This is a genomic window from Jeotgalicoccus coquinae (genome assembly GCF_014207425.1).
Taxonomy (GTDB): Bacteria; Bacillota; Bacilli; order Staphylococcales; family Salinicoccaceae; genus Jeotgalicoccus; species Jeotgalicoccus coquinae.
In genome coordinates this window covers 35854-61025 of record NZ_JACHFF010000001.1, presented here as the reverse complement: position 1 = coordinate 61025, position 25172 = coordinate 35854, and the positions used below count along the sequence as shown (strand labels likewise).

23 protein-coding genes are annotated in these 25172 nt (G+C 42.8%); 10 read left to right on the top strand and 13 right to left on the bottom strand.

Annotated elements, in window-relative coordinates; translation table 11 throughout:
• Positions 1-24 precede the first annotated feature (24 nt).
• Genes HNR41_RS00335 through HNR41_RS00325 form a run of 3 tightly spaced genes read right to left on the bottom strand, consistent with a single transcriptional unit; the run spans position 25 to position 3243 of the window.
• On the bottom strand, positions 25-1989 hold the full coding sequence (locus HNR41_RS00335) for a hypothetical protein (RefSeq protein ID WP_184280645.1): 1965 nt from the start codon (positions 1987-1989) through the stop codon (positions 25-27).
• Positions 1961-2866 carry an ABC transporter ATP-binding protein gene (locus HNR41_RS00330; RefSeq protein WP_184280644.1) on the bottom strand — a complete coding sequence of 302 codons (906 nt, stop codon included), beginning with the start codon at positions 2864-2866 and terminating at the stop codon, positions 1961-1963. The genes HNR41_RS00335 and HNR41_RS00330 overlap by 29 nt, the downstream gene beginning before the upstream one ends.
• Complete coding sequence (locus HNR41_RS00325; protein ID WP_184280643.1) at positions 2863-3243, bottom strand: GntR family transcriptional regulator; 381 nt, start codon at positions 3241-3243, stop codon at positions 2863-2865. The genes HNR41_RS00330 and HNR41_RS00325 overlap by 4 nt, the downstream gene beginning before the upstream one ends.
• Positions 3244-3487: 244 nt before the next feature.
• Here HNR41_RS00325 and argF point away from each other — a divergent pair, with 244 nt between their 5' ends.
• The 5 genes from argF to HNR41_RS00300 are packed head-to-tail and all read left to right on the top strand — an operon-like array spanning position 3488 to position 8923.
• Complete coding sequence (gene argF / locus HNR41_RS00320; protein WP_184280641.1) at positions 3488-4495, top strand: ornithine carbamoyltransferase; 1008 nt, start codon at positions 3488-3490, stop codon at positions 4493-4495.
• Between the two features lie 22 nt (positions 4496-4517).
• Entirely contained in the window at positions 4518-5558 is a 1041-nt protein-coding gene (argC, locus tag HNR41_RS00315) for an N-acetyl-gamma-glutamyl-phosphate reductase (protein WP_184280639.1), read from the top strand.
• 14 nt (positions 5559-5572) lie between these two features.
• On the top strand, positions 5573-6796 hold the full coding sequence (gene argJ / locus HNR41_RS00310) for a bifunctional glutamate N-acetyltransferase/amino-acid acetyltransferase ArgJ (protein WP_184280637.1): 1224 nt from the start codon (positions 5573-5575) through the stop codon (positions 6794-6796).
• A gap of 10 nt (positions 6797-6806) precedes the next feature.
• Complete coding sequence (gene argB, locus HNR41_RS00305; protein ID WP_184280635.1) at positions 6807-7712, top strand: acetylglutamate kinase; 906 nt, start codon at positions 6807-6809, stop codon at positions 7710-7712.
• On the top strand, positions 7709-8923 hold the full coding sequence (locus tag HNR41_RS00300) for an aspartate aminotransferase family protein (protein WP_184280633.1): 1215 nt from the start codon (positions 7709-7711) through the stop codon (positions 8921-8923). The genes argB and HNR41_RS00300 overlap by 4 nt, the downstream gene beginning before the upstream one ends.
• A 65-nt stretch (positions 8924-8988) precedes the next feature.
• Here the strand turns inward: HNR41_RS00300 and HNR41_RS00295 are convergent, their stop codons facing one another.
• The 6 genes from HNR41_RS00295 to HNR41_RS00270 form a co-directional block, all read right to left on the bottom strand.
• Positions 8989-9762 carry an SDR family NAD(P)-dependent oxidoreductase gene (locus tag HNR41_RS00295; RefSeq protein WP_184282787.1) on the bottom strand — a complete coding sequence of 258 codons (774 nt, stop codon included), beginning with the start codon at positions 9760-9762 and terminating at the stop codon, positions 8989-8991.
• Between the two features lie 33 nt (positions 9763-9795).
• Positions 9796-10515, bottom strand: coding sequence for a YebC/PmpR family DNA-binding transcriptional regulator (locus HNR41_RS00290; protein WP_184280631.1), 720 nt, complete (start codon positions 10513-10515; stop codon positions 9796-9798).
• 48 nt (positions 10516-10563) lie between these two features.
• The gene (locus HNR41_RS00285; RefSeq protein WP_184280629.1) at positions 10564-11478 is read right to left on the bottom strand and encodes a Rossmann-fold NAD(P)-binding domain-containing protein; all 915 of its coding nucleotides are present in this window, start codon (positions 11476-11478) and stop codon (positions 10564-10566) included.
• 10 nt (positions 11479-11488) lie between these two features.
• Positions 11489-12640, bottom strand: coding sequence for an MFS transporter (locus tag HNR41_RS00280; RefSeq protein WP_229714942.1), 1152 nt, complete (start codon positions 12638-12640; stop codon positions 11489-11491).
• A 106-nt stretch (positions 12641-12746) separates the two neighbouring features.
• The gene (locus tag HNR41_RS00275; protein ID WP_184280627.1) at positions 12747-13937 is read right to left on the bottom strand and encodes a dicarboxylate/amino acid:cation symporter; all 1191 of its coding nucleotides are present in this window, start codon (positions 13935-13937) and stop codon (positions 12747-12749) included.
• A gap of 69 nt (positions 13938-14006) precedes the next feature.
• Positions 14007-14510 carry a GNAT family N-acetyltransferase gene (locus HNR41_RS00270; RefSeq protein ID WP_184280625.1) on the bottom strand — a complete coding sequence of 168 codons (504 nt, stop codon included), beginning with the start codon at positions 14508-14510 and terminating at the stop codon, positions 14007-14009.
• Between the two features lie 113 nt (positions 14511-14623).
• Between HNR41_RS00270 and HNR41_RS00265 the strand changes: the two genes are divergently transcribed.
• The gene (locus tag HNR41_RS00265; RefSeq protein ID WP_235964632.1) at positions 14624-14908 is read left to right on the top strand and encodes a hypothetical protein; all 285 of its coding nucleotides are present in this window, start codon (positions 14624-14626) and stop codon (positions 14906-14908) included.
• 60 nt (positions 14909-14968) lie between these two features.
• Here the strand turns inward: HNR41_RS00265 and HNR41_RS00260 are convergent, their stop codons facing one another.
• Entirely contained in the window at positions 14969-15610 is a 642-nt protein-coding gene (locus HNR41_RS00260; protein ID WP_184280623.1) for a DsbA family oxidoreductase, read from the bottom strand.
• 171 nt (positions 15611-15781) lie between these two features.
• On the opposite strand from HNR41_RS00260, the gene trhO reads away from it, so the two are divergent.
• The 4 genes from trhO (at position 15782) to HNR41_RS00240 (ending at position 20971) form a co-directional block, all read left to right on the top strand.
• A complete protein-coding gene (gene trhO, locus HNR41_RS00255; RefSeq protein WP_184280621.1) occupies positions 15782-16765 on the top strand; it encodes an oxygen-dependent tRNA uridine(34) hydroxylase TrhO in 984 nt (327 codons plus the stop codon).
• Positions 16766-17023: 258 nt separating this feature from the next.
• A complete protein-coding gene (locus HNR41_RS00250; protein ID WP_184280619.1) occupies positions 17024-18025 on the top strand; it encodes an MsnO8 family LLM class oxidoreductase in 1002 nt (333 codons plus the stop codon).
• On the top strand, positions 18022-19332 hold the full coding sequence (locus HNR41_RS00245; protein ID WP_184280617.1) for an LLM class flavin-dependent oxidoreductase: 1311 nt from the start codon (positions 18022-18024) through the stop codon (positions 19330-19332). Before HNR41_RS00250 ends, HNR41_RS00245 begins: the two co-directional genes overlap by 4 nt.
• Positions 19333-19531: 199 nt before the next feature.
• Entirely contained in the window at positions 19532-20971 is a 1440-nt protein-coding gene (locus tag HNR41_RS00240; RefSeq protein ID WP_184280615.1) for a carbon starvation CstA family protein, read from the top strand.
• Positions 20972-21041: 70 nt separating this feature from the next.
• Here the strand turns inward: HNR41_RS00240 and HNR41_RS00235 are convergent.
• From HNR41_RS00235 to HNR41_RS00225, 3 genes are all read right to left on the bottom strand, one after another.
• Positions 21042-22369 (bottom strand): IS3 family transposase gene (locus HNR41_RS00235; protein ID WP_184280613.1). Its coding sequence is split into 2 segments (ribosomal slippage): positions 21042-22003 and positions 22003-22369, totalling 1329 coding nucleotides; the frame shifts between segments, so codons are not numbered across the junction.
• Between the two features lie 151 nt (positions 22370-22520).
• Positions 22521-23474 carry a C40 family peptidase gene (locus HNR41_RS00230; RefSeq protein WP_184280611.1) on the bottom strand — a complete coding sequence of 318 codons (954 nt, stop codon included), beginning with the start codon at positions 23472-23474 and terminating at the stop codon, positions 22521-22523.
• Between the two features lie 280 nt (positions 23475-23754).
• The gene (locus tag HNR41_RS00225; protein WP_184280609.1) at positions 23755-25152 is read right to left on the bottom strand and encodes a GntP family permease; all 1398 of its coding nucleotides are present in this window, start codon (positions 25150-25152) and stop codon (positions 23755-23757) included.
• Positions 25153-25172 lie beyond the last annotated feature (20 nt).

Below are 25172 nucleotides of genomic sequence, written 5' to 3'. Positions count from 1 at the left end.
ATCTCTATAACTTTTGCTTATATTTTATTGTATTGCCAATATGCTGAAATCAAATTCAGCCGAACCTCCCGGATATTCTTCTTCCGGTGTCTCGTATTCAGGATAGCTGTATATCAGTAGTTTGTTTCCTTCAGGTGCGAATTCCAGGTTATTAACCTGTTCAATCATTTCCGTTTTTTCATCTTCTGATAAATTTTGAAGTTTATATTCATCAGCAAGTTCATCAATTGTTAACTTTTTATAATCATTAATAAACGTATTCATTTCTTCATCTGACAGCTCTGCTGTATACATCGTGCTGGACTGATCAACATACATCATTTCTTCCACTGTCAGCTCCGATGCTGCAATTTGCTCCAGTACAGCTTTGTTATAAATGGAACTGTAACCCGACTCATAATTGTTTTTATAACCTGCATTGACTTCAATACGTCCTGTGTTATTTACAATAGCAGGATCATACTTCAATAATTCATCAGCATGAGCCTGATAATCGTCTATTAATTTAACATCCGCAAGTATTGTATCATTCAGCAGCCACAGTTCAGTCATGTCCGGATGCTGTTTAACATTTGCAAGGAAGTCCGAATTCATATCGTATTTATTCTGATGCAGCTGATTGACGAGCTTTAATGATTCCGAGTCAGATGCCAGTGTCTGGAAAGTACGGATCATCTCAGTGCCGTCTTTCATTTTGTATTGAATTTCAAGATGACCCGTTTCTTCATCCGTGTAAATTGTTGGGAATGATTTATCTTCAACCGCAGCCTGATGCGCCGTAACGGCTGAGTCTATCACCCGTTTGTCACCGTTGAATAAATATCCTTCTTTAAAATATTCATCGAGAGTTTCACCAGTATAATAGGAGTAATCTGATGAAATGTAGACGCTGTCCACTTCTGCTGCTGCCGGTACATCATTGACGTATTTCGTCCATCCGGTAATAAACATTATCCAAAAAAGAATTATAACAATCAGTGTACATACTATCGATTTCCAGCTGAATTGTATTTTGGCACTTTTCTGGAAAAACATTTCTACAATCAGGTACGCAACGACCGCACCGACACCAAAGCCGATAATAGAAGAAACTGCCGACACCGGAATGAATATTGATACTGCGGTACCGATTGCCAGCATGCCTGCTACAGTCGTCACGGCTGTCAGTATTTCTTTCAGCCAGTTAAAGTTAAAGTTTAAAGTCACATACTCGTTGCGACGGAATTTATAAACTGCGAATGCCAGCAGAATTGCAGCTACTGCCGCAACTGCCCAGATCAGACTGTGTAATATGTTAATCCCTTCATACAGCTGATTCACTGCTACATACGGAAATGTTGCTGTAAGGACAAGTTCCGACTGTTCCATAAATGACGATGAAATTCCATCATACAGTGCAGTTGCCGCAGCAAATGTCAGACTCCATACTGCAAGCGGCAGAAACATTATCAGGATAATTAACTGCAGGTGCAGGAAGATACCATTTACCAGAAATCCCGCAAATATTGCTATAGAAAATATAACGATATGTGTAAAGACTGCATAGACAAACCATTTTCCGATATCTGTCACTGTAATTTCAGGTATAAATATCATGTGTTCTGCAAGCAGTATTACCGCAGTAATAACGAGCGGCACAACAATTGCAGTGACACCTGTAATTAGTACATGTATAAGTGTGGCTGTCCGTTTGACCGGCAGACTGTGCATAAAGTCCGACGATGCTTCATCGTTTAAATAGTTAAGTAAAAACATCGCCAGGAACGCAGAAAAGATCATTCCAATGATAATTTGTCCTGCTGACATCTGGAAGAGAAGATTTTCCGGTATCGTGTAATCCGGATACAGTTCTCTGTCAAACGTCACAATCCAGATCGACACCGGCAGTGCGATAATATTCAGTGCCATAAAGACAATAGTCAGCCAGAATACCGTACCGCTGAAATGGGACAGTAATGTTTTATTCAACAATGATGTTTGAGATTTCATAACCGAGTTCCCCCATTTCATAAGTAAATATTTCTTCCAGCGTCAGCGGCAGTATGTCGTACATCAGCGGATTGTATTTCGTCACTTTTTCTTCCAGGTTTGATATATCGCCTTTAACGATACATGTAATAATTCTTCCTTTAACAGTCTGATGAACGACATTCAGATCTGTAAAGAATTTCTCTTCAGGCAGTTCTTTAAAGGCAATCTGCAGTTTGCAGTGCGTGCCTCTGATATCGGTCAGTTCTTTATGGAACAGTATTTTCCCACCATGCATAATCGATACCGAGTCACACAAGTCTTCCATTTCTCTCAAGTTATGGCTCGATGCTACGACTGTCATGCCGTGGTTTGCAATGTCCTGCATCATAATATTTTTAATCTGTTTCCTCATAATTGGATCCAGTCCGTCAAATGGTTCATCCAGCAGCATAACTTTCGGTCTTGCCGAAAACGCGAGAATGAATGCCGCCTGGCGTTTCATTCCTTTTGACAGCTGATTCAGCTGTTTATTAGGCGCAATACCGAAGTGGGCAGACAGTTGAATAAAACGTTCGTCCGACCAGTTTTTATACATTCCTTTATAAAACTTCGCCATCTTTTTTAAGGTCACGCCCTTAAAGAAAAAGGGAATATCGTGCATGAAGATTACATTGCTTTTTACATCTGGATTTTCATAAATATTTTTACCATCGTAATTCACCGTACCGCTGTCTGCTTTATAAATACCCGACAGCACTTTCATCAGCGTCGTTTTCCCGGCGCCGTTCGAACCGAGCAGCCCGTGTATCGTACCTTCTGTTACAGATAAATCTATCTGCTCCACTGCTTTCTTTTTACCGAAACTCTTATCCACACTATTTACTGCAAGCTTCATTTATGCCCCTCCTTCTCGCGCTCTGCTTTATCTATTAATTCCTTTAAGTTCACGCCCGGTACATCAAGAAATACCAGTTCCTTAATCAGACTTTCCACTTCATCCGTCAATGTTTTAATATGTTCCCTGTTCATCGTTTCTGTCATATCATTCACAAAGCTCCCTTTTCCGGGACGGGAAATTACATACCCTTCCCTCTCCAATTCTCTGTAAGCTTTCTGGATCGTGTTGGGATTTATCGTAAGTTCCTGTGCGAGACTTCTCACTGACGGCAGTTTTTCTTCCGGCAGCAGCACACCCTGAATAATCAGTCGCTTAACATTTTCTGTGATTTGTTCATATATAGGCATGCGGCTCTTCTCATCGATATCAAACACGTATCCACCTCCTGTCGATTTGCTGTTTCATCTGTATTAACTAACATAGTACAGTTAGTACAGTAAACTGTCAATAAATTATTATTTAAAAAATAACTGAATTTTATACAGGTCTGCGGGAATTCATACGATAAAAGACTTGATTTATGAATTTATTTTGTATATTATAAAAAACAACCATTAATTATATTTATACAGTATATCGAATATTAATTAGCTAAATGGACTAAAAAGGAGTGTTTTGATGCATTTTCAGGGTAAAAGCTTTTTAAAAATAAGTGATTTTAACAAGAAGGAAATCGAGTATCTGATTGATTTCGCTATTCACTTAAAACAATTAAAGAAAAATAATATTTCCCACCAGTACTTAAAGGGACAAAATATAGCGCTGCTGTTTGAGAAATCTTCGACGCGTACACGAGCTGCTTTTACAGTCGCAGCTAATGATCTTGGAGCGTCACCTGAGTTTTTAGGTTCAGGCGATATCCAGCTCGGTAAAAAAGAATCGGTATCCGATACAGCAAAAATTCTCGGCAGTATGTTCGACGGCCTTGAGTTCAGAGGCGCAAGCCAGGCAGTCGTTGAAGAACTTGCAGAACATTCCGGTGTTCCTGTATGGAACGGTCTGACAAATGACTGGCATCCGACACAGATGATCGGTGACTTCATGACGATTAAAGAAGAGTTCGGCACATTCGACGGTATTAAACTTGTTTATGCTGGTGACGGACGCAACAACGTGGCGAATTCACTGCTCGTAACAGCGGCGCTCCTTGGTGCTGACATCACAATAGCAGCTCCGGAATCACTTTTCCCTGAAGATGCATATGTGAATCTTGCACGGGAGTATGCAAATGAATCAGGTTCATCAGTTGAAATTACATCGGACATCAAAGCAGCTGCAGAAAACGCCAACGTTATTTATACAGACGTCTGGGTGTCGATGGGTGAAGAAGAACACTTTGAGGAACGGGTTAACACACTGCTCCCCTATCAGGTAAACAAAGAACTTCTTTCAAACGTCAGCGCGAACTTTATCTTCATGCACTGTCTGCCGGCATTCCACGATACAAACACGGTATACGGTAAAAACGTTGCCGAAGAGTTCGGCATTGAAGAAATGGAAGTGACATCCGATGTATTTAATGCAGATTACGCGAAGCAGTTTGAGCAGGGTGAAAACCGCATGCATTCTATTAAAGCAATTATGGCAGCAACGAACGGTCACTTATTCATACCGGATTTAAATTGATAAATAATCAGGAGGTCATTATATGATCAAAGTCAGTATTATCGGTGCAACAGGTTACACAGGAAGCGAGCTCTTACGTTATTTAATTCCACACCCTGAAGTTGAACTCGTGCATTTAACATCACGCAGCCATGTTGATACGAAGGTGGACAGCTATTATCCGTTCTTAAAAGGCAGCATCGACAAACAGTTTTCAGAACTTAAACCGGAAACAGTATTCGGCGAGAGCGATGCAGTATTTATCTGTCTGCCCCACGGCCATTCAATGGAACTTGCGGCAGCTGCCTCAGCGTATGATGTAAAGGTGATTGATTTGGGCGCAGATTTCCGCCTGAAAAATATCGATGTCTATGAAGCGACGTATAACGTTGAACAGGCTGCACCAAACTTACTGAAAGACTTTGTTTACGGGCTTCCTGAAAAATACAGAGATGATATTAAAAATGCGAAGTACATTGCCAATCCGGGCTGCTTCGTCACCAGTGCACTGCTCGGCATGCTCCCGGCAGTCAATAATGCACTGGTCGATGAACAGTCGATTATTATCGACAGCAAAACAGGTGTCAGCGGTGCCGGACGCAGTGCTTCGGTGGATAAACTGCTGACGGAGCTGATGGGCAGCTTTAAAGCATACAATCCCCTCGCCCACCGTCACATTCCGGAAATCGAGCAGGAACTGAACAGCGCTTCTGAGAATGCGGTGCAGGTGCAGTTTACGCCTCACTTAATCCCTGCAGAACGCGGGATATTCTCTACTATTTACGCCACTGTTAAAGACGGTATTACCGAAGCAGATATTATTGAGAGCTACACGAGAGCATATGAACATGAACCGTTTGTTCACGTCCTTCGACCGGGTGAACTTCCGCAAATGAAACACGTTGCAGGCACTAACAGCTGTCAGCTTGCAGTACAGCTGGACGAGCGTACAGGCCGTCTCATTGTTTTATCGATTATTGATAACTTAGGAAAAGGCGCAGCGGGACAAGCGGTACAAAATATGAACATCATGTTTGGATTACCTGAAAAATCAGGCCTCAATACCATTGCCATGATGCCTTAGAGAGGGTTTTTGATATGCAGATTACAGAGAAAAAAGTATCGGTAATATCAGGCGGACTGTGTGCAGTTGAAGGTGTTGAAGCGAACGGTATACATACCGGCTTTAAAGCGCAGGATAAAGATCTTGCGCTCATTTATTTCCCGGACGGCGCAACCGTCACAGGAGTGTTCACAAGAAATAAAGTAAAAGCCCACTCGGTGCTTTACGATATGAAAATGATTAAAGCCTATACGGACTTTAAAGCTATCCTGGTCAACAGCGGCAATGCGAATGCATGCAACGGGCTGAACGGCGAAGAAGATGTACAGTCGATGACTTCGGCTGTTGCACAAAAGCTTAATATTGACGCACATGAAGTGCTCGTCAGTTCAACAGGAGTGATCGGTGAACCGATGAATTTAAAACCGTTCTATGCAGGCCTTGAATCACTTGTCGGCGGACTTAATACAGCCGGCTCCACGTCGGCTGCAGAAGCAATTATGACGACGGATACTGTGCCGAAAGAGTTATCATTCGAAACTGAAATCGGCGGAGAGACAATTCATTTCGGTGCCATCATTAAAGGTGCGGGTATGATTCACCCGAATATGGGAACGATGCTCAGTTATATTGTGACTGATGCAGGACTGTCTCAAAATGCATTGAATACTGCTCTGAAATCGGCAGCTGATGACAGCTTTAACGTGATGACAATCGATGGGGATACAAGCACGAACGATACAGTACTTCTTGCTTCTACGAATAAAGTCATGCTGGATGAGTCTTATTTAGATGAGTTCACGGCAGTACTGACGGCGATGTGCCAACAGCTATCACAGATGATTGCACGCGACGCTGAAGGTGCGACAAAGTTCGTCACAGTAAAAGTTGTTAATGCAGCAACGAAGAGCGATGCTGTCAGCGTTGCTAAAACTGTCGCAACTTCAAGCCTCGTTAAAACCGCTGTCTACGGTCAGGATGCAAACTGGGGCCGCGTCATTATGGCAATCGGCAACAGCGACGCTGAAACACTTAATCCGAATGCGATTACGATTAAGTTCGCTTCAGGTGAAGGTGAAGTGCTCGTCTGCCATGAAGGACTTGCCGTCCCTTTCGATGAAGGTCGCGCATTCAATATTTTAAGCAATACAGATGTTGAGATCTTTATCGATTTAAATACAGGTGATTATTCCGGTGAAGTATGGACCTGCGATATGTCGGTCGATTACGTAAAAATCAATGCGGACTACAGAAGTTAGGATGATAACTATGAATGATACACAGAAAATAGATACACTCATCGAAGCCCTCCCCTACATTAACGTGTTTCAAAATAATATTATCGTGTTAAAATACGGCGGCAATGCCATGGTCAGCGACAGCTTAAAAGAGTCCGTAATGCAGGATGTTCTGCTGATGAAATCGGTCGGCATTAAACCGCTTATCGTGCACGGCGGCGGTCCGTTCATCAATGATATGCTTTCCAGTCTCAATATCGAATCGGAATTTAAAAAAGGACTCCGTGTAACTGATGATGCGGTTATGGAAGTTGCTGAAATGGTACTCTCGGGCCAGGTGAATAAGGATATCGTTAAACACTACAATAAGATTGGCGGCAATGCGGTCGGCATTTCCGGTAAGGACGGCAATCTGATTAAAGTGACGAAGAAGTTTATTGAAGAGACTGATGATAACGGTGAGGTTAAGCACGTTGATATCGGGCTTGTCGGTGAGATTGAATCGATCGATACGACACTCTTAACGATGCTGATTAATAATGACTTCGTTCCTGTTATTTCACCGGTCGGTGTGGATATGAACGGCGACACGCATAACATTAATGCAGATTATGTCGCGGGAGAAATCGCCGGTGCCATCGGTGCTGATAAATTTATTCTTTTAACGGATACTAAAGGGGTATACAAAGATAAAGACGACGACACAACGCTGCTGTCGGAACTGACACTTGCACAGGTCGATGAACATATCGAATCCGGTGTCATTTCAGACGGTATGATTCCCAAAGTGGAATGCTGCTCGCATGCAATTAAAAAAGGCGTTAAACAGGCGCATATCGTCGACGGACGCATTAAACATTCATTATTACTGGAACTGTTCTTTGACGCAGGAATCGGCACGATGATTATACCGCATGAAGGAGGAAGAGTTTTATGACTGCAAAAGATTTGATTGAACTCGGAAACTCGGCACTGTTTAATACGTATAACCGCGGCGATAAATTATTCGTCTCCGGTAAAGGGGTATACCTTACTAATAGCGACGGCGAAGAATATCTGGATTTTGTCTCCGGTATTGCGACGAATATTTTAGGTCATTCCAATGAAAAAATTATTGCTGCAGTATCAAAACAGGCTGCGACGCTGATGCATATTTCAAACATATACTGGAACAAACCGTCGATTGAACTTGCTGATAAGCTTGTGAATTATAAAGGTGCAGGCAGCCTGGAAAAAGTGTTCTTCTCGAACTCCGGTGCCGAAGCGAATGAAGGGGCGCTCAAACTTGCCCGTAAATACGGCAGGGAAGTTAACGGGGAACAATGCAGCGAAGTCATTACACTGACGGATTCATTCCACGGCCGGACGATGGCGACACTGTCTGCGACAGGACAGCCGGATATGCATAAAGATTTCCAGCCGCTGCTGCCCGGATCAAAGTACGTTGCGCTGAATGATTCGGATGCACTGAAAGCAGCTGTTAATGATAATACATGCGCAGTGCTCGTTGAAACGATTCAGGGTGAAGGCGGTATTAATCCGCTGAGTGACGAATTCGTGCAGACACTGAAAGAACTGCAGGCTGACGGGCTGCTGTTAATTATCGATGAAGTGCAGACCGGCATTGGCCGTACGGGCACTCTTTACTCGTTTGAACAATTCGGACTCGGACCGGATATCGTGACACTCGCCAAAGGACTTGGCGGCGGCTTCCCGATCGGTGCGTTTATGGCGACTGACAAAGTTGCAGCACACTTCAATCCGGGAGACCACGGCACAACGCTCGGCGGTAATCCTCTCGGCACGGCAGTCGGCAATGTAATCTTTGATGAGATTATAGATGCCGGGCTGCTGGATAATGTTGCGGCACGGGCAGAACAGCTGAATGCAGGATTGCAGAAAATTGCGGATAAGACAGGTGCCATTGCAGAACTTAAAGGCCTTGGATTACTGGTTGGTATTGAGTTTAAAGATGGAGTACAGGCTGCCGATGTTATTACGGCATGCTATGACGAGAAGATGCTCGTCGTTGGTGCCAAGCACAACGTCGTGCGTCTTCTACCCCCGCTTAATGTAACTGCCGCGGAAATTGATGAAGCTCTGGAGAAGTTCGGGGCGGCAGTTGGTAAAGCTGGTAAACAATATTAAAAAAACATCAAATCCGTGTTGGATTTGATGTTTCTTTGTGTAATGACTCCTGCAAATATTATTCCTTACCACGCGTGGCCGCTGCCGCCGTCTATGTTCACTGCGGTACCGCTCACGTATGATGCCAGGTCCGAACACAGGAATGTAATCACATTCGCGGCTTCAGCTGTATCGCCGATGCGCCCGAGCGGAATATTTCCTGCGCTTTTCACGGAGAATTCTTCCCATGATAATTCCGGCGCCTGTTTCTGCCAGCGTTTTTCTATCTGGTCGCTGCGGATTAATCCGATACACACAGCGTTGACACGGATATTGTACTTACCGAGGTCTTTACTCATCGCTTTCGTCAGCGCAAGTCCTGCACTTCGCGATACTGTTGTCGGCAATGAATTCGCCTGGGGTGTTTTACCCATGACTGCTGTTAAGTTTAAAATTGCGCCGCCCTGCTGCTTCAAATGTGGCAGTGCTGCTTTAGACATCTTCACTGCAGCCATGACTTTAAGATCAAGGTCCTGTTCCCAGTCTGCCAGTTCAACATCTTCAAAGCTTTTCGCAAATGAACTGCCTGCATTATTTACAAGTACGTCCAGACGGCCGAATTTTTCCACAGCCGCTTCAACGATTTTCTCACCCGCACCAGTTTCGGTAATATCCTGTGCAATGTAGTCTGCTTCACCGAATTCACTCAGTTCAGAAACCGCTTCTTTCAGTGCATCTTCGCCGCGTGCTACCAATAATACTTTCGCACCAAGCTTCACCATCTGCTCTGCGGTTTCACGTCCGATACCTTTACTTGAACCTGTAATGACCGCAACTTTACCTTCATAGCCGAAATTCATTAACTCTGACACAGTACCACTCCCTCATATTGTTTACTCACCTAAGTTTACATTATGAAACACGTTTGATACATCTTCCAGATCCTCTAAAGCGTCAATGAGCTTCTCAAACTGCTCAAGGTCTTCGTCGTCTAAAGTTACTTCGTTCTGTGCAAGCATCGCGTGCTCTGCAACTTCGAACTCTTCAACACCAAGTTCATCCAGCGCCGTTTTAATGTCGTTATATGCCTGCGGCTCGCCGTATACTACTGTCATACCGTTTTCTTCTGCCACATCTTTAACATCTACTTCCGCTTCCATTAAGTGCATCAGCACTGTTTCATCGTCGTAGCCGTTAAATACAAAGACGGATACACTGTCGAACATGTAGCTGACTGCACCGCTGACACCCATGTTCCCGCCGTTTTTACCGAATGCTGCACGGACGTCGGATACTGTACGGTTCACATTATTTGTCAGTGCGTCGACGATAATCATTGAACCGCCAGGTCCGAATCCTTCGTAACGGAGTTCGTCGAATGCCTCGTCGTCTCCGCCTTTAGCTTTTTCAATTGCTTTGTCGATAATGTGCTTCGGCACTGAGTAGGTTTTAGCACGTTCCAGTACAACTTTAAGCGCCTGGTTTGATTCCGGATCGGGGTCGCCCTTACGCGCTGCAACGTAAATCTCTCTGCCGAATTTCGCATAGATACGGCTCGTGTTCTGGTCTTTCTGTGCTTTTTTCTCTTTAATGTTATTCCATTTTCTTCCCATCGGTCATCTTCCTTATTCCAGTATAATTTCTATTATATTTTACCACTTTTATTTATTGTTGTGCGGACGGTGTTCAGGTACGTCCTTATTAATAATCATTTCGACCTGATAAATTCTGCTTACCAGTGAGTGTACCGGTGCCTGAGTCATTTTAAATACCGGCCACGGCAGTGACGGTTCAAAGTCATGCAGTGCCATAATGAACTCATCGCGTCCCGGCAGTTTTCTGAATTCAAAACGCTGTTCTTTATTCGTCGTGCGTTTTTTCAGACTGCCTCCTGTAATTTCAAAAATTACAATATCATCTTCCGAACGTTGCTGATTAAACGTCAGCTCGAGCACGGGTTTCGGTTTATCGAGCACTCTGATATATACTGTATTATTTTCTATTGTCGTATTCACCAGTCCGTAGACAATTTCATCAAGCCACGTGAAGTAGTACCATGCAACATCCTCAACCGACCATCCCGGCGGCAGCGGCGCGCGCTGCACACTGCGTACATTATTATAGTCTTTCGTTTTGTATGTCAGATTTTTACCATAGCGGCGTATCGGTGTTTCTGTATTCTTAACGTCTGCACCGTACGCACCAAGTATTTCTATAATACTGCCGTCCGACAGCTCATCAGCAATATAGATAATCTGTCCGACATTATTCGTTTTAGCTGCACGTGCAATATTATCGGCAATCAGCGTATACAAATCGTCGAATTTTCCCTGCGTCAGTCTGTTGAGACGCATAATCGGATCTTCAAAAAAGATGACTGTGTCGATGCCTTCAAGCGCCTCTTCGACTTCAGGCAGAATGAATAAGTCTTTCTTAATAAATGTAATATTATCGAAGTCCGGTTCCTGATTCGGACTCGAGAAAGCGAACAGATTCGCCGCTTCATTCAGCTCCAGATACAGATGCTCCCCGATTCTTCCGTGAACACCCATGAGCAGTACGTTTTTATTTATCATGACAATCCTCCTATGAACGGTTCAGTTCCAGTCTGTAACGGATAAACAGTAAAGCCATCAGCATTATGAGCGTCACGATACCGATACCGAGAAACGGCAGATTAAACACTGTTGCAAGGTATCCTGAAATTACGGAACCTGCCACGGACCCGAGTGAAAAGTACGAGTAGAAAATCCCGTTGGCCTTGCCCCGCTCGTTCATTTCGGAATGCTCCGCAACGATTTTATTCATCGAAGGGAAAATAAAGCCGAAACCGAAACCGTAAATTACCATTACGATAAAGATAAAGGCCGCTGACGGTGCGAAGTGCAGCAGCATCATGCTTCCGCTTAAAATCAGTATGCCGATTGCAACAAGACTCTCGCTTTTATAAACTGAATAGATTTTATTAATCGGTGACGCAAAGACGATAATCGCAGTAATTCCGAAGACGCTCAGCATCATTCCTGTCATGGATGCTTCAAGTCCGAGGAGACCGGTTTTTATCGGCAGACCGAATGCCAGTGTCCCCTGTGCAATCATCAGTGTAAATGATGAAATATACGCAACGTTTAACGCCGGACGGAGCAGCAGCTCTTTAAACGGTGTTGCCGCATGATGTGTTCTGCTGTCGTCTGTCGAGCTTTCTTTAATTCCGAAGAATGTCAATATCGTTCCGAATACATATACCCCGGATAAAATGTAGTACACCATTTCGTAGCTGACCGCACTTGAAATAATCCCGCCTGCAGCAGGTCCGAGTATTGCAGCAGTACCGATTGCGACACCTGTCAGCGCCATCGATTTCCCGATTGCAGACTTCCGTGAAATATCAGCGATTAAACTGAATGCCGCCGGTGTCAGGAGTCCGCTTGAGAATCCGTGGATTGCTCTGACTGCGAGCAGAATGCCAATTGATGGTGCCGTCGTATATATCAGCACGAAGAATATCTGCATAATCATACCGAACAGCAGTGTGTTTCTCCGGCCAAACTTATCAGACATATAGCCGCCCGCAATGTTTCCGACCATATTAAACAGCGAATACATCGCAACGACGATACCCGCCATAAATTCAGATGCGCCGAGTTCAAGAGCAAACGGCGTAATGATCGGGAGCTGTATAAATAAATCCAAAAAACAGATTACGATAACTAAGTATAAAATAATTTTTGATTTCACATTATTCCCTCAATCTTAAATTCACATTTTCTTTCCCTTTAATTATAACGAAAAAAAGACAGCAGGGCACGTATGCCAGGCTGTCTTTCCATTTATAGTTCAGACTTTAAGATTTTTTGTTCAATTTTTGTTCATAAGCATCGATAATACCTGCAACAGCACCGTCACCGGTAACGTTAGTTGCAGTTCCGAAGCTGTCTTGTGCGACGTAAAGTGCAATCATAAATGCAACCGCCGCTTCGTTGAAGCCGAGGTTTGCCATAAGCACTCCGCTCGCTGCCATAATCGCACCGCCCGGTACACCCGGAGCTGCAATCATTACAACACCTAACAGCAGAATAACACCAAGCATTTCCCATAATCCCGGCATATCGTAGCCAGGCAGGATTGACATTACTGCGATTGAACAGCTGACGATTGTAATCGTACTCCCCGACAGATGAATCGTCGCTCCGAGAGGAATGACAAAGTCTGCGATACGTTCCCGTATGCCGTTTTCTTTCGCACGTGCAAGCGTTACCGGAATTGTTGCTGCACTCGACATTGTTCCGAGCGCTGTAAAGTATGCCGGAAGCATTGTTTTAAGCATTTTGAACGGGTTCTGTTTTAACAGTGAACCTGCGATTGTGTACTGAAGTGTAAGCCATACCCAGTGAAGGATAATTGCTACAAGCAGTACGACCCCGAATACAAGAAGCGTATCAAATACTGTACCTGTTGCCGCCATACCTGCGAATACACCCGCTATGTAGAATGGTAAAATACGGATAATGACTTTTTCAATAATGAACTCTGTAATGTCTTTACCCTGATCAAAGAACTTAATCATTAAGTCCAGTTTAAGTATGTTCATTACAATACCGACCGCGAAAGCCAGTACAAGTGCCGGTAAAATATCCATTACAGGCGGAATATCAAATTCCAGGAAAGGTGCCATTTCGGCGCCCTCAGCCGGGACCTGGCTGTCCCCTGTAATACGCGGCATGATAAAGCTTGCCACTGCATATGCCAGCAGTCCGGCACCAAGTGTTGATAAGTATGCAATACCTAAAGTTGCCCCGACAACTTTACCTGAACCCGAACCGATTTTTGAAATACCCGATGCAATGAAAAATAGAATAATAAATGGAATCGTAAAGAAGATAAACGCTCCTAAAACTGATTGCATCGTCACGAATACTCTAACAACAAACTCCATAACAGAGCCCATTGCTCCGCCGTCACCAACGAGGTAATAAATGCCCCCGACTGCGATACCAGCGATGATACCCGCGATTAATTTTGCTAATAATTTCACTCTGAAATCCCCCTTGATTTTATCATCTCAATAAACATATCTTTTTACACTATAGATTGCAACCGTTTTCTAAAAAACTTTCTCGTATGCTGCATACCAGTTATCCAGATTGTCATCCAGGTTTAAGTGGCCTTTATAATCGAAGCCGAGCTTCTGGAATAACTGCTGCATCGGCTTATTTTCCTGTGAAGTATCTGTATGTATTCCCAGATATGATTTTTCCTGTCCAATCCCGATAATGCCCCGTAAAATCTTCTGTGCAATTCCCTGTCCCTGGAACGTTGGATCAACAGCAAGTCTGTGCAGTGCAAGACAGTCCATTCGTGCAAGTTCCCACGGAATATCATCATAGGCAAATGCGTGGTTATCGTCCGCAACGATACATCCTTTAATTTCACTGTCCTCTTCATACACATAAAGAGTACTGTTCTTTATATCTTTTTTGAATGTCGCGTCTGTCGGATAATATTCATCCCACTGATAATTTCCTGCTGCGTGCATTCCTGGTATGACCTTTCTAATAATTTCCATTATATAAGGTACATCATCGCTCTCTGCTAAACGTAAAGACATTTAATTTCCTCCATTATTTGCTAATAATTTTATTAAAATACCTTCGATAAGCTGTGCATTCAATTATACATTGTTGTATACTATGTTAAAAGACTAAAAATGTAAGGGGTTTTATGATGTTCAAGTTTGATAAAAACACTGTTCCGTACCATATTTCAAATATGATATTTTACGTCGTTACACTCGCAGTTGTCGGACTTATTTATTATTTCGCATTTTTACCGCCGTTATTGGAAGTAACGACAGATGAGTTCTTTGCGAACTTCGGCCTTGGTGAATTCATCGGCGCACTGTTTTTCCTGATCTTAATCGCTATGCCGATTCTTCTTATCATCGGTATTGTTTACCACTTAATCAAACTGATTAAGCCGAACAAAAACGTTCCGGTACAAAACTGATTTCCATGGGGATGGAAGTTTTAAAAAGCTCCGCAGTCACGTGACTGCAGAGCTTTTTATTTATTTTTCCGGCTGCAGTGTTTTGTTTAGAGCAATTGTGTAGTGACGCGGTTCGCGTGCACCGCTGATTGCAAACTTGTCATCGAATATATAATACGGCAGCGTGCGGACTTTGTTTACTTTTGCCATATTAAAATCGCCGATTACATTTTCCAGGAACAGGCTTGGATCATTAATTACTTCAAGTGCGGGTACTTCAGGTATCCCGTTCGCTTTCGCCACTTCAAGAAGAACGTCTTTGTCGCTGACATTTTTACCTTCTGTAAAATATGCTTTATGCAGAGACTCAAGAACGGAATCCCCGAGATCGAACTCATACGCCAGTTTTAATAATCTGTGCGCATCTCTCGTATTCGCAGGGATTACTTTATCCATATTGAATTCAATGCCGGCAATCTTGCCCTGTTCGACGATATGGCCGACCATCTCATTGATTTCCTCCATCGGCTGTTCGTGCTTCTCAGCCAGTACTTCATAAATATTTTTCTCAGGCATTTTCGGCGCCTGGTTATCCAGTTCATAACTTGCGTATTCTATATTAACTTTCGCATCTGTTTCATATTCAGCAAGTGCTTTTTCAAAGTTCTTCTTGCCGATATAACAAAACGGACATGCGATATCAGTATAAATTTTAACGTCCATCAGACCACTCCTTATCTTCTTTAAATTTTAACACATTTATCGGTAAAAATAGCAGTCTGTCACTATCTTGTAGATTTTTTTCGTATTAAATAGTGTCAAAATCTGATACAATAATCTCTGTAAAACTATCAGGATTTATCCTGCAAATAAATTTGATAGGTGGAAAATATAATGAAATATCGAGTTTTACTTTACTATTACTATGTGGATGTAGAAGATCCGGAAACATTTGCCGCAGATCACTTAAGATTCTGTAAGGACTTAGGTCTGAAAGGCCGTATTCTTATTGCTTCTGAAGGTATTAACGGAACAGTTTCAGGTGACTACGAGCAGACTGAACGCTATATGGAATACATGAAAGCACATCCGTTATTTAAAGACATCGTCTTTAAAATCGACGAAGCAGAAGAACATGCATTTAAAAAAATGTTCGTCCGTCCCCGTCCCGAGCTTGTTAACTTAAGCCTGGACGCTGACATTGACCCGCGCGAGCAGACAGGTGAATACTTGTCACCTGCAGAGTTCTATGAACAGATGCAGCGCGAAGATACAGTCGTACTGGATGTACGCAACATTTATGAATATGATGTAGGCCACTTCCGCGGTGCAATTAAACCTGAAGTGGAAACATTCAGAGACACGCCGCAATGGGTACGTGACAACAGGCATTTATTTGAAGGCAAGAAAATCCTGACATACTGCACAGGCGGAATCCGCTGTGAAAAATTCTCAGGATGGCTGAAAAACGAAGGCTTTGATAATGTAGCTCAGCTCCACGGCGGCGTTGCAACATACTCTAAAGACCCGGTTGCCAAAGGTCAGCTTTGGGACGGTCAGATGTACGTCTTCGATGAAAGACTTACAGTACCAATCAACCAGGTGGAACACGTAGTTGTCGGGCGCGACCACTTTGACGGTGAGCCATGCGAACGTTACATCAATTGTGCGAATCCTGAATGTAATGCGCAGATTTTATCATCTGAAGAAAACCAGCATTACCACCTCGGCGGATGCTCAATCGAATGTGCCGAGCACTCACGCAACAGATTCATCGTTGAGCACAACATGACGGCTGAATTTGTTCAAGAACGCATTGAAGAATTAAAACAGACAGACTTTGCTAAAACAGAACCTGTACTGAGCCATAAAGGCTAATATATTATATAGAAGAAACCGGTCTCCCTGGAGACCGGTTTTTTTGTGTTTTATGGAGACAGTGCGGAGCTTTGGGATTGGTAAACAGCACCCTGTTTTTCTTTCGATTTTTTTAATTCATAGTAAATAAGTAAGTTTTCAGCCGTAACTTATTGAATTATTAGAAATAAGTGATATCATTAATTTTAATTCATAGTTATTAAGTAGGAGAATACGGCTTACATATCTGGAAAACATATATATCGGAAGGAGAATTTCATGGAGTTCAATATTTTAAATCAAAGTCCAGTTCTTGACGGGCTTTCTGTCTCGAAGTCACTCAGTCATACAGTGGAGCTTGCAAAGCTCGCAGATACACTTGGCTACAAACGTTATTTCGTATCGGAGCATCACAATATGGAAAATCTTATCGGTACGGCACCGGAGGTTTTAGTGACACATCTTATTAATCATACGAAAAATATCAGTATCGGTGCGGGCGGTGTGATGCTGTCGCATCATAATCCGTTCCACGTTGCGGAACAGTTCCAGCTGATCAGCCATCTTGCACCGGACCGTGTAAATCTTGGTGTCGGCAAGGCTCCGGGCGGTACACCGCTCTCGACTGCTGCACTGCAGCATGAACTCCGTCCTGATATCGATTCTTTTAATGACAGATTCCTGAGTCTGAAATCATATATCGACGGCACACATGAGAACAATAAATCGCTTAAAATATCGGTGGACACTGTTTCTTCGAAACCTGACCTTTTCCTGCTCGGCGGCAGTTTACCGTCTGCTTTGTTCGCAGCAGAAAATGGCGTGAACTTTATATTCGCCCACTTCATTAAAAACGATGAAGTACTGCTGAAAGAAGTTTCAGCCGCATACAAAGAATTGAATCCGGATGGTAAATTCATTACAGCGTTATCAGTACTGTCAGCAGAAACCGAAGCCGATAAGAAAGCTGCAGCAAAAAAGAACTCAGTATACTCTCTGAAATTTAAAGATGGTAAAACATTGCGTGTCACGACTGAAAAACAAGTGAATGATTTTATTAAAAATACTGACGAAAAAATTGAAGTCGAGAAAAAACAGCTGGATATGATTCTCGGCACCAGAGATGAAATTATCTCGAAACTGGATAAGCTTGCTGAGGAAAGTCCGATTGACGAGTTCATGTTCCACATTCCGTCATTCGATCCGGCTCTTCGCAATCATACAATTGAAACACTCGCACCGATTCACACCATACACAAAGAAAAGGCTGGGATATTATGAGTAAAAAAGTACAATTCGGAGTAATGCTGCACGGTCCGGGCGGACATATGAACGCCTGGAGAAGCGCTGACGTACCAAGCGATGCGAGCGTTAATTTCGAGCACTATAAAAACATTACGTTAAAAGCTGAAGATGCAGGATTTTCATTTATCTTCGTCGCGGACGGTCTTTTTATTAATGATAAATCAATTCCGCACTTTTTAAGCCGTTTTGAACCGCTGACTTTACTTGGTGCACTTGCTCCAATTACATCTCATATCGGCCTGGTGGCAACTGTATCCACTTCGTACAGCGAACCGTTTACGATTGCACGCCAGCTTGCAACTGTTGATATGATGAGTGGCGGACGTGCCGGCTGGAACGTTGTTACCTCACCTCTTGAAGGCAGTGCAAAAAACTTCAGCAAAGACAAACACCCGGAGCACAGCCTCCGTTACGATATCGCAGACGAACACCTTTCAGTTGTACAGGGTCTGTGGGATTCATGGGAAGATGATGCATTTATCCGTAATAAAGAAAGCGGACAGTACTTCGATAAAGATAAAATGCATGAGCTGAATTACGAAGGTGAATTTTTCAAGATTTCTGGCCCGTTGAACATCGAACGTTCACCTCAGGGTCAGCCGATTATTTTCCAGGCAGGTGCATCACCGAAAGGTTCAGCATTCGCAGCAAGAAATGCAGACGCAGTATTCACACATGCTGGCACGCTTGAAAAAGCACAGAAAACATATGCTGATCTGCGCAAACAGGCAGCTGACAATGGACGTAATCCTGACGAAATCAAAGTATTTCCGACATTGCAGCCGATTGTTGGAAAAGACGAACAGGAAGTCCGTGAACGTTACGAGTACATTAAAAACCTGGTGACTGTCGAAGAAGCCCTTGCCTATCTTGGCCGTTACTTCGATCACCATGATTTCACCCAGTATGATGTTGATGCGCCGTTCCCTGAACTTGGCGACATCGGGAAGAACAGTTTCCAGTCAACAACGGATGACATCAAAGCACGTGCGAAAGAAAACAATATGACACTCCGTGAAGTAGCGCTGGAGGAAACAACACGTGAAAGTCCATTTATGGGTACGTACGAAGAAGTTGCCGATCAGATAATAGAATGGATTGAAAACAACGGTGCAGACGGATTCGTTCTGACACCTCACATCCTCGGAGATTTCTTCCACGACTTCATCGACAAAGTAGTTCCGATTCTGGTAGAAAAAGGATACTACGACACATCATACGAAGGTAAAACATTACGCGATGAACTTGGACTGCCTTTTAAAGAAAACAGATACAGTAAATAAATGATTATATTGAGCACCTGACTCCATTCGGATCAGGTGCTTTTTTATTGTGCCGGCACCCATTTTTTTCCTCATTTCACAATGTAAACGCTTTAATTTTCTTTTTAATCTAAATTGTCTGAATCCTCATTGACGTAACCGCTGAGCCTTGCTACACTTACAACTTCATTCATTTATTCGACTTCACAGGAGGACTGCTATGCTGACTTTATTTATTTCTCTATTCTTACTCGTAACAGGATATCTGGTTTACGGGAAGATTGTAGAACGTATTTTTGTTATTGATGATAAAAACCCGACACCTGCATACAATAATAACGATGGTGTTGACTATATGCCGATGCACCCATTTAAAGGATGGCTGATTCAGCTGTTAAATATAGCCGGGCTTGGTCCCGTATTTGGTGCTGTAGCAGGTGCTGTTTACGGACCTCCGGCTCTAATCTGGATCGTACTCGGCAGTATATTCGCCGGAGCTGTTCACGATTACTTCTCCGGTATGCTCAGCTTAAGACACGGCGGCTCACAATTCCCGGCAATTGTAGAAAAGTATCTGGGCAAAGGTGTTAAAGTGTTCATTTATATTGTTTCACTCGCACTGATGATTCTTGTGACGGCTGCATTTACTGCAGGTCCTGCAGAGTTAATTGAACTTAAATCAGGCGGCGCGATTCCATTCTTTGTCGCTTTAATTATTATCTTCACATATTTTGTGATCGCAGCTGTTTTACCAATCGATAAAATTATCGGAAAAATTTATCCGTTCTTCGGCGCGGTACTGATTATAATGGCAGTTTCGGTGTTACTCGGATTAATATTCTCAAGTACACCGATTCCGAACCTGACTTTTGAAAACCAGCATCCTGAAGGGCTTCCCGTATGGCCTCTTATTATGGTTACCATCTCATGCGGTGCCATCAGCGGATTCCATTCAACACAGAGCCCTATCATTGCCCGTACTGTTAAAAAAGAATCAGACGGACGCAGAGTGTTTTTTGGTGCAATGATTGCAGAAGGTGTGATTGCCTTAATCTGGGCAACTGCGGGTATGACGTTTTTCCACGGTACAAGCGGACTTGCTGAAGCACTTGCAGTCGGCGGACCGGCTGGCGTAATCGACACAATCTCTATTGAAATGCTCGGTTCAGCCGGTGCAATATTAGCATTCCTTGGTGCGATTATTTTACCAATCACAACTGGTGATACAGCACTCCGTTCTTCACGCATGATGCTTACTGAAGCAGTAGCAGGCATGAGAAAGAGCAAGAGAGCACCTAAGATGTTCTGGATGACAGTATGCGTCGGCATTCCGGCATTTCTGCTGTCTACGATTGATTATATGTTCTTATGGCGTTATCTTGGCTTTACGAACCAGATGGTGGCAGCGACAATGTTATGGGTTGCGACAGTTTACCTGTTAAGAGAAGCTAAATTCCATTACATTGCAGGTATTCCGGCACTATTCATGACAGGTGTAGTCGGAACATACTTCCTGTACGCACCTGAGACGCTGAACCTCGGTTATAACATCTCCATCATCGGCGGACTGATTCCGGTCGCTGTGACAGGCTATCTGTACGTTAAAGCGATTCTGAAACTACGAACTGCCGAAGTTAAAGATCCTGCATATGAACACTAGTATCGTATAAACAAAAAGAACGCCCAATCTTTGAACTGTAACCTATAAAATAGACAATTGAATAAAAGCGTTACGCTGTGAGTAGATGACCCCGGTATTGTACCGGGGTCATCTTATTTATTCCCCATTGATAGCGCTCATTATTATACTTATTAATATATTCATTTGTTTGATGTTTGAGTTCGTCTAAGGATTCACAAGATTTATGGTCGACCCAATCTTTGAAAGTCCCAAAAAATGATTCCATTGAAGCATTGTCCCAACAGTTCCCACGACGTGACATTGATTGTACTAATCCCATTTGTTTCACTTTAGCTTGGAACTCTGGATGCGTATAGTGAAAGCCTTGATCGGAATGAATGAGTGCTTCTGGATGGAATTCACCCACCGCATCCGAAAGTTGTTTTAAAGTCCGGTACACGATGTTCATTTTTAATGATGTTGTGATCACGTGCGCAACAATCTCTCGAGTCGCACCATCTTTCACGCAGGACAAATATGCTTTCTGACCTTTACCGTAATACAGGTAGGTGATATCAGTTAATAGAACCTTGCCTGGCTCTCCCTGGTCAAACTCACGTTTCAATAAGTTTTTACACGTTTTATGCTCCTGTGTTGCCTTCATCATTAATTTATAAGGATTCGCTCTACGAATCTGTGCGATTAGATTATATTTTTTCATCAGTCGTCTAATCTTTTTATGATTCATAATAATATGATAATCATTGGCTAAGATGATCTTCATTTGTAAGGCCCCGACTTTACCTTTCTCAGTGTCATAAATTTTCTTAATGAGTACAATGTCTGCTTCATCACTGATTTGTCTGATTGATCTGTTTGTTTCATTCTTTTTCCACGCATAATAACCACTCCTCGAGACCTCTCTCAGCATACAGAGGTAAGTAATCATATTTTTGAGTTGATGATTTCGACAAATCATTTCAATTAATTCATAAGTTTCACATGGTTTTAACTGCGACGGTTCTGTTTCGCCTGTCTTTCTTTCATCTCGAGCTTTTTTAGAAATTCGTTTTCGGCTTCCAAATATTTAATCCGTGCTTCGGCTTTTCTTAATTTTTCATCACTGTTCAGTGTTTTATTCGCCGGACGGCCTGTCGCACCTTTCCCGCGCTGATCTCGTTCCAGGCCGCTTTGGCCGTATTGCGCATATGTTTGACGCCATCGTGACAGGCATCGTCTCGGTTGTTCTTTACCGACGACAGACAAATCAAATCCATGGTCGAGGAAGATTTGTGTGGGATTAAAGCCTTGTTCCTGGGCTTCTACTGCGCGTATTTTAAATTCTGGATGATACGTAATAGATCGATCAAATACCCTCAATACATTTGGATTTTGTTCCAATTCTTTAATTTCAAAAGACGTAAAATGTCTAGCCATGATAGCCCTCCGTACAGATAGTTTATTTAAGTATAAACAAGATAATCTTTAGGGCATAGAAAAACCCGAATAAGAGACGCTTTTTATAAGCTGTCTATTATTCGGGTTACAGTTCACTTCTTAGATTGGGCGTTCTTTATTGAAATAGTTATTAGAATCTGTAGTAACCGTCAACGTGACCGTGTACGTATGATACTGCGCGCTGTCCAACACCTTCAGAAGGGTTAAGAGCATCTACCATTTGGCCGTTTCCGATATAAACTCCTACGTGTGAGTAGTTGTTAAAGAATACTAAGTCACCTGGCTGAGGGTTAGATACTTGCGTACCTGCTGCTCTTTGACCGTAAGTGTCTCTAGGAATTGATTTACCGTTGAATGCTGCCATGAACTGCTGAGCGAATGATGAGCAGTCTACTGCTGTTGCAGAGTTTCCGCCGTAAACGTAATGTTTACCAGCTGCTAATGAATTAGCTACTGCTGCTGCGTTACCGCCGGTTACTGCAGGTTCAGCTGCCGGAGCTGCCTGTGGCTGTTCTGTTTCTTCAACTTCCTGTACTTCTTCTACAGCCGGTGCTGCAGTTTCCTGAGCCGGAGCCGCTTCTTCTACTTCCTGAACTTCTTCCACTTCTTCAACAGCCGGTGCTGCAGTTTCCTGTGCAGGTGACACTTCTTCTACTGCTGTAACTTCCGGTGCTGCTTCTTCAGCAACTACAAGAGTTTTACCAGCAATGATAAGATCTGAAGATAAGTTGTTCCATGCTTTAAGTTCGTTCATAGATACATCAAATTTGTCAGCGATAGCGAATAAAGTGTCGCCAGCTTCGATAGTGTATGTAGCAGCATTTTCTTCTGTGTCTGCTTCTACTTCTTCAGCAGGTGCTGCACTTGGTGTTTCAGCATCTACTTTAAGAACATCGCCGGGGAAAATAAGTTCTGAAGTTAAGTTGTTTAATGACTTAATTTCATTTACCGATTGTGATGAACCTTCAGAAATACTCCAAAGAGTGTCGCCAGATTCTACTGTAACTTCTGATGCTGATATATTAGCTGCTGCTATTGCTGATAATGCTGTAAGCGATGCTGCAGAGATAATTGTTTTTTTCATGTTTAAATCCTCCATAATTTGGGAATATATTTATTGAACTCTGTCCGAGTCATTTCCACGAGTCTTACTATAGCATATGAGTCAACGGATTTGGCGTTTGTAATTTACTTGTAATCAAATAGATAAATTAATGATATTAGAGTTATATAAAGTAAGCGGCTTCATAATTGTAAATTTCATATAAAACACCCGTAACCCTTGATATAAAAGGTTTACGGGTGTTTTATCGTATATTTTAAATTCAAAGTTATCAAACATTTGTAATATAATTGTAATGTTATTAATAGAACACTAAATCGATTAAAACCAGTGTGACACCGGCAACAAACCAGCCGATTGTAGTCGGAATTGACCAGACCATGATTTGTTCTTTTACTTTAGTAATACCGAGCATTCTGTTTACTACCCAGAATAAGCTGTCATTGAAGTAAGAGAAACACATTGCTCCAAAGGCTGCTGCCTGAGCTGCAAGAACCGGATCAAGACCCATGTTCGATACGATTGGTGCTGCGATTGAAGCTGCTGTAATCATTGCCACTGTTCCGCTTCCCTGCACCAGACGTACGAATGTCGCAATAAAGAACGGGATAAGAATTGCCGGCACACTCCATGTTGCAACGTATTCCGCAATAACTTCTCCTGTTCCGCTGGCACGCAGTACTTCTCCAAGCGCTCCGCCTGCACCAGTAACAAGCAGGATAATACCCGCACTTTTAATTCCGCTTTCCAGTTCTTCAAGTGTCGCATCTTTTGAATATCCTTTAGTCAGAAATAAAAGCGAGTATAAAAGACCGAGTCCGACAGCGATAATAGGGTTTCCTATAAACGTAATGTACGATAATACTGTCTCTGAAAGATTTATAATTCCGCTCTCCTGCAAAGCATTAATTCCCGTATTACCGAAAATTAAAATTAGCGGGATTGCAATAGGCAATACAGATAAAATAAATGATGGCAGTTCTTTTTCACGTACTGTAACAGCATCTTCAAATTCTTCAAAAGCTTCTTTTGCAGAAGGACGGTAATATCCTTCACCTTCTGCTTCAGGCAGCTGGTAAATTCTGCGTCCTATCCATTGTGCGTATAATACTCCCGAAATAACTACAGGCACAGAAACGATTAAACCTACAATTACCATTTTTCCAACATCAGCACCGAAAATCCCTGCGACACCTAACGGTCCCGGAGTTGGCGGCACTGCATGGTGTGTTGCCGCAAGACCTACTGCAAGCGCAACGCCAAGTGTAATAACAGATTTTCCTGTCTGACGTGATAATGCTTTAACCAGCGGATGTAATATAACAAATGCCGAGTCAACAAAAATTGGTATCGCAACGATATAACCACTTACCGCGATTGCCCATTCTTCTTTTTTACGACCAATCAATTTAATCATTGTGTAAGCCAGTTTCTCGGCTGCACCGGAAATTTCCATAATTTTACCCATCATAATTCCAAGACCGATGATAATACCTATTGAGGCAAGTGTTGAACCGAATCCGGATGAAATAGTACCGATTGTATCTTCCGGTGACATACCTCCGATAATTCCTGTTATTACAGCGGCGATAATCAATGCGAGAAATACGTGAATGCGTGTTTTAAGTACTAAAAAAATAAGCAGTGCAATACCAATAACTAATCCGACTATCATTTGTGTCGTTGAAACATCTGCCATGTTGTTTTCCCTCCAGCAAA

What these genes read in the sequence shown, in the direction of transcription:
- HNR41_RS00300 (WP_184280633.1), top strand. Translation starts at nt 7,709, where the DNA reads ATGACTGCAAAAGATTTGATTGAACTCGGAAACTCGGCACTGTTTAAT.
- HNR41_RS00270 (WP_184280625.1), bottom strand. Translation starts at nt 14,510, where the DNA reads ATGTCTTTACGTTTAGCAGAGAGCGATGATGTACCTTATATAATGGAA.
- argB (WP_184280635.1), top strand. Translation starts at nt 6,807, where the DNA reads ATGAATGATACACAGAAAATAGATACACTCATCGAAGCCCTCCCCTAC.
- HNR41_RS00335 (WP_184280645.1), bottom strand. Translation starts at nt 1,989, where the DNA reads ATGAAATCTCAAACATCATTGTTGAATAAAACATTACTGTCCCATTTC.
- HNR41_RS00285 (WP_184280629.1), bottom strand. Translation starts at nt 11,478, where the DNA reads ATGATAAATAAAAACGTACTGCTCATGGGTGTTCACGGAAGAATCGGG.
- HNR41_RS00265 (WP_235964632.1), top strand. Translation starts at nt 14,624, where the DNA reads ATGATGTTCAAGTTTGATAAAAACACTGTTCCGTACCATATTTCAAAT.
- argF (WP_184280641.1), top strand. Translation starts at nt 3,488, where the DNA reads ATGCATTTTCAGGGTAAAAGCTTTTTAAAAATAAGTGATTTTAACAAG.
- HNR41_RS00230 (WP_184280611.1), bottom strand. Translation starts at nt 23,474, where the DNA reads ATGAAAAAAACAATTATCTCTGCAGCATCGCTTACAGCATTATCAGCA.
- HNR41_RS00240 (WP_184280615.1), top strand. Translation starts at nt 19,532, where the DNA reads ATGCTGACTTTATTTATTTCTCTATTCTTACTCGTAACAGGATATCTG.
- HNR41_RS00260 (WP_184280623.1), bottom strand. Translation starts at nt 15,610, where the DNA reads ATGGACGTTAAAATTTATACTGATATCGCATGTCCGTTTTGTTATATC.
- HNR41_RS00250 (WP_184280619.1), top strand. Translation starts at nt 17,024, where the DNA reads ATGGAGTTCAATATTTTAAATCAAAGTCCAGTTCTTGACGGGCTTTCT.
- trhO (WP_184280621.1), top strand. Translation starts at nt 15,782, where the DNA reads ATGAAATATCGAGTTTTACTTTACTATTACTATGTGGATGTAGAAGAT.
- argC (WP_184280639.1), top strand. Translation starts at nt 4,518, where the DNA reads ATGATCAAAGTCAGTATTATCGGTGCAACAGGTTACACAGGAAGCGAG.
- argJ (WP_184280637.1), top strand. Translation starts at nt 5,573, where the DNA reads ATGCAGATTACAGAGAAAAAAGTATCGGTAATATCAGGCGGACTGTGT.
- HNR41_RS00290 (WP_184280631.1), bottom strand. Translation starts at nt 10,515, where the DNA reads ATGGGAAGAAAATGGAATAACATTAAAGAGAAAAAAGCACAGAAAGAC.
- HNR41_RS00330 (WP_184280644.1), bottom strand. Translation starts at nt 2,866, where the DNA reads ATGAAGCTTGCAGTAAATAGTGTGGATAAGAGTTTCGGTAAAAAGAAA.
- HNR41_RS00225 (WP_184280609.1), bottom strand. Translation starts at nt 25,152, where the DNA reads ATGGCAGATGTTTCAACGACACAAATGATAGTCGGATTAGTTATTGGT.
- HNR41_RS00245 (WP_184280617.1), top strand. Translation starts at nt 18,022, where the DNA reads ATGAGTAAAAAAGTACAATTCGGAGTAATGCTGCACGGTCCGGGCGGA.
- HNR41_RS00295 (WP_184282787.1), bottom strand. Translation starts at nt 9,762, where the DNA reads ATGAATTTCGGCTATGAAGGTAAAGTTGCGGTCATTACAGGTTCAAGT.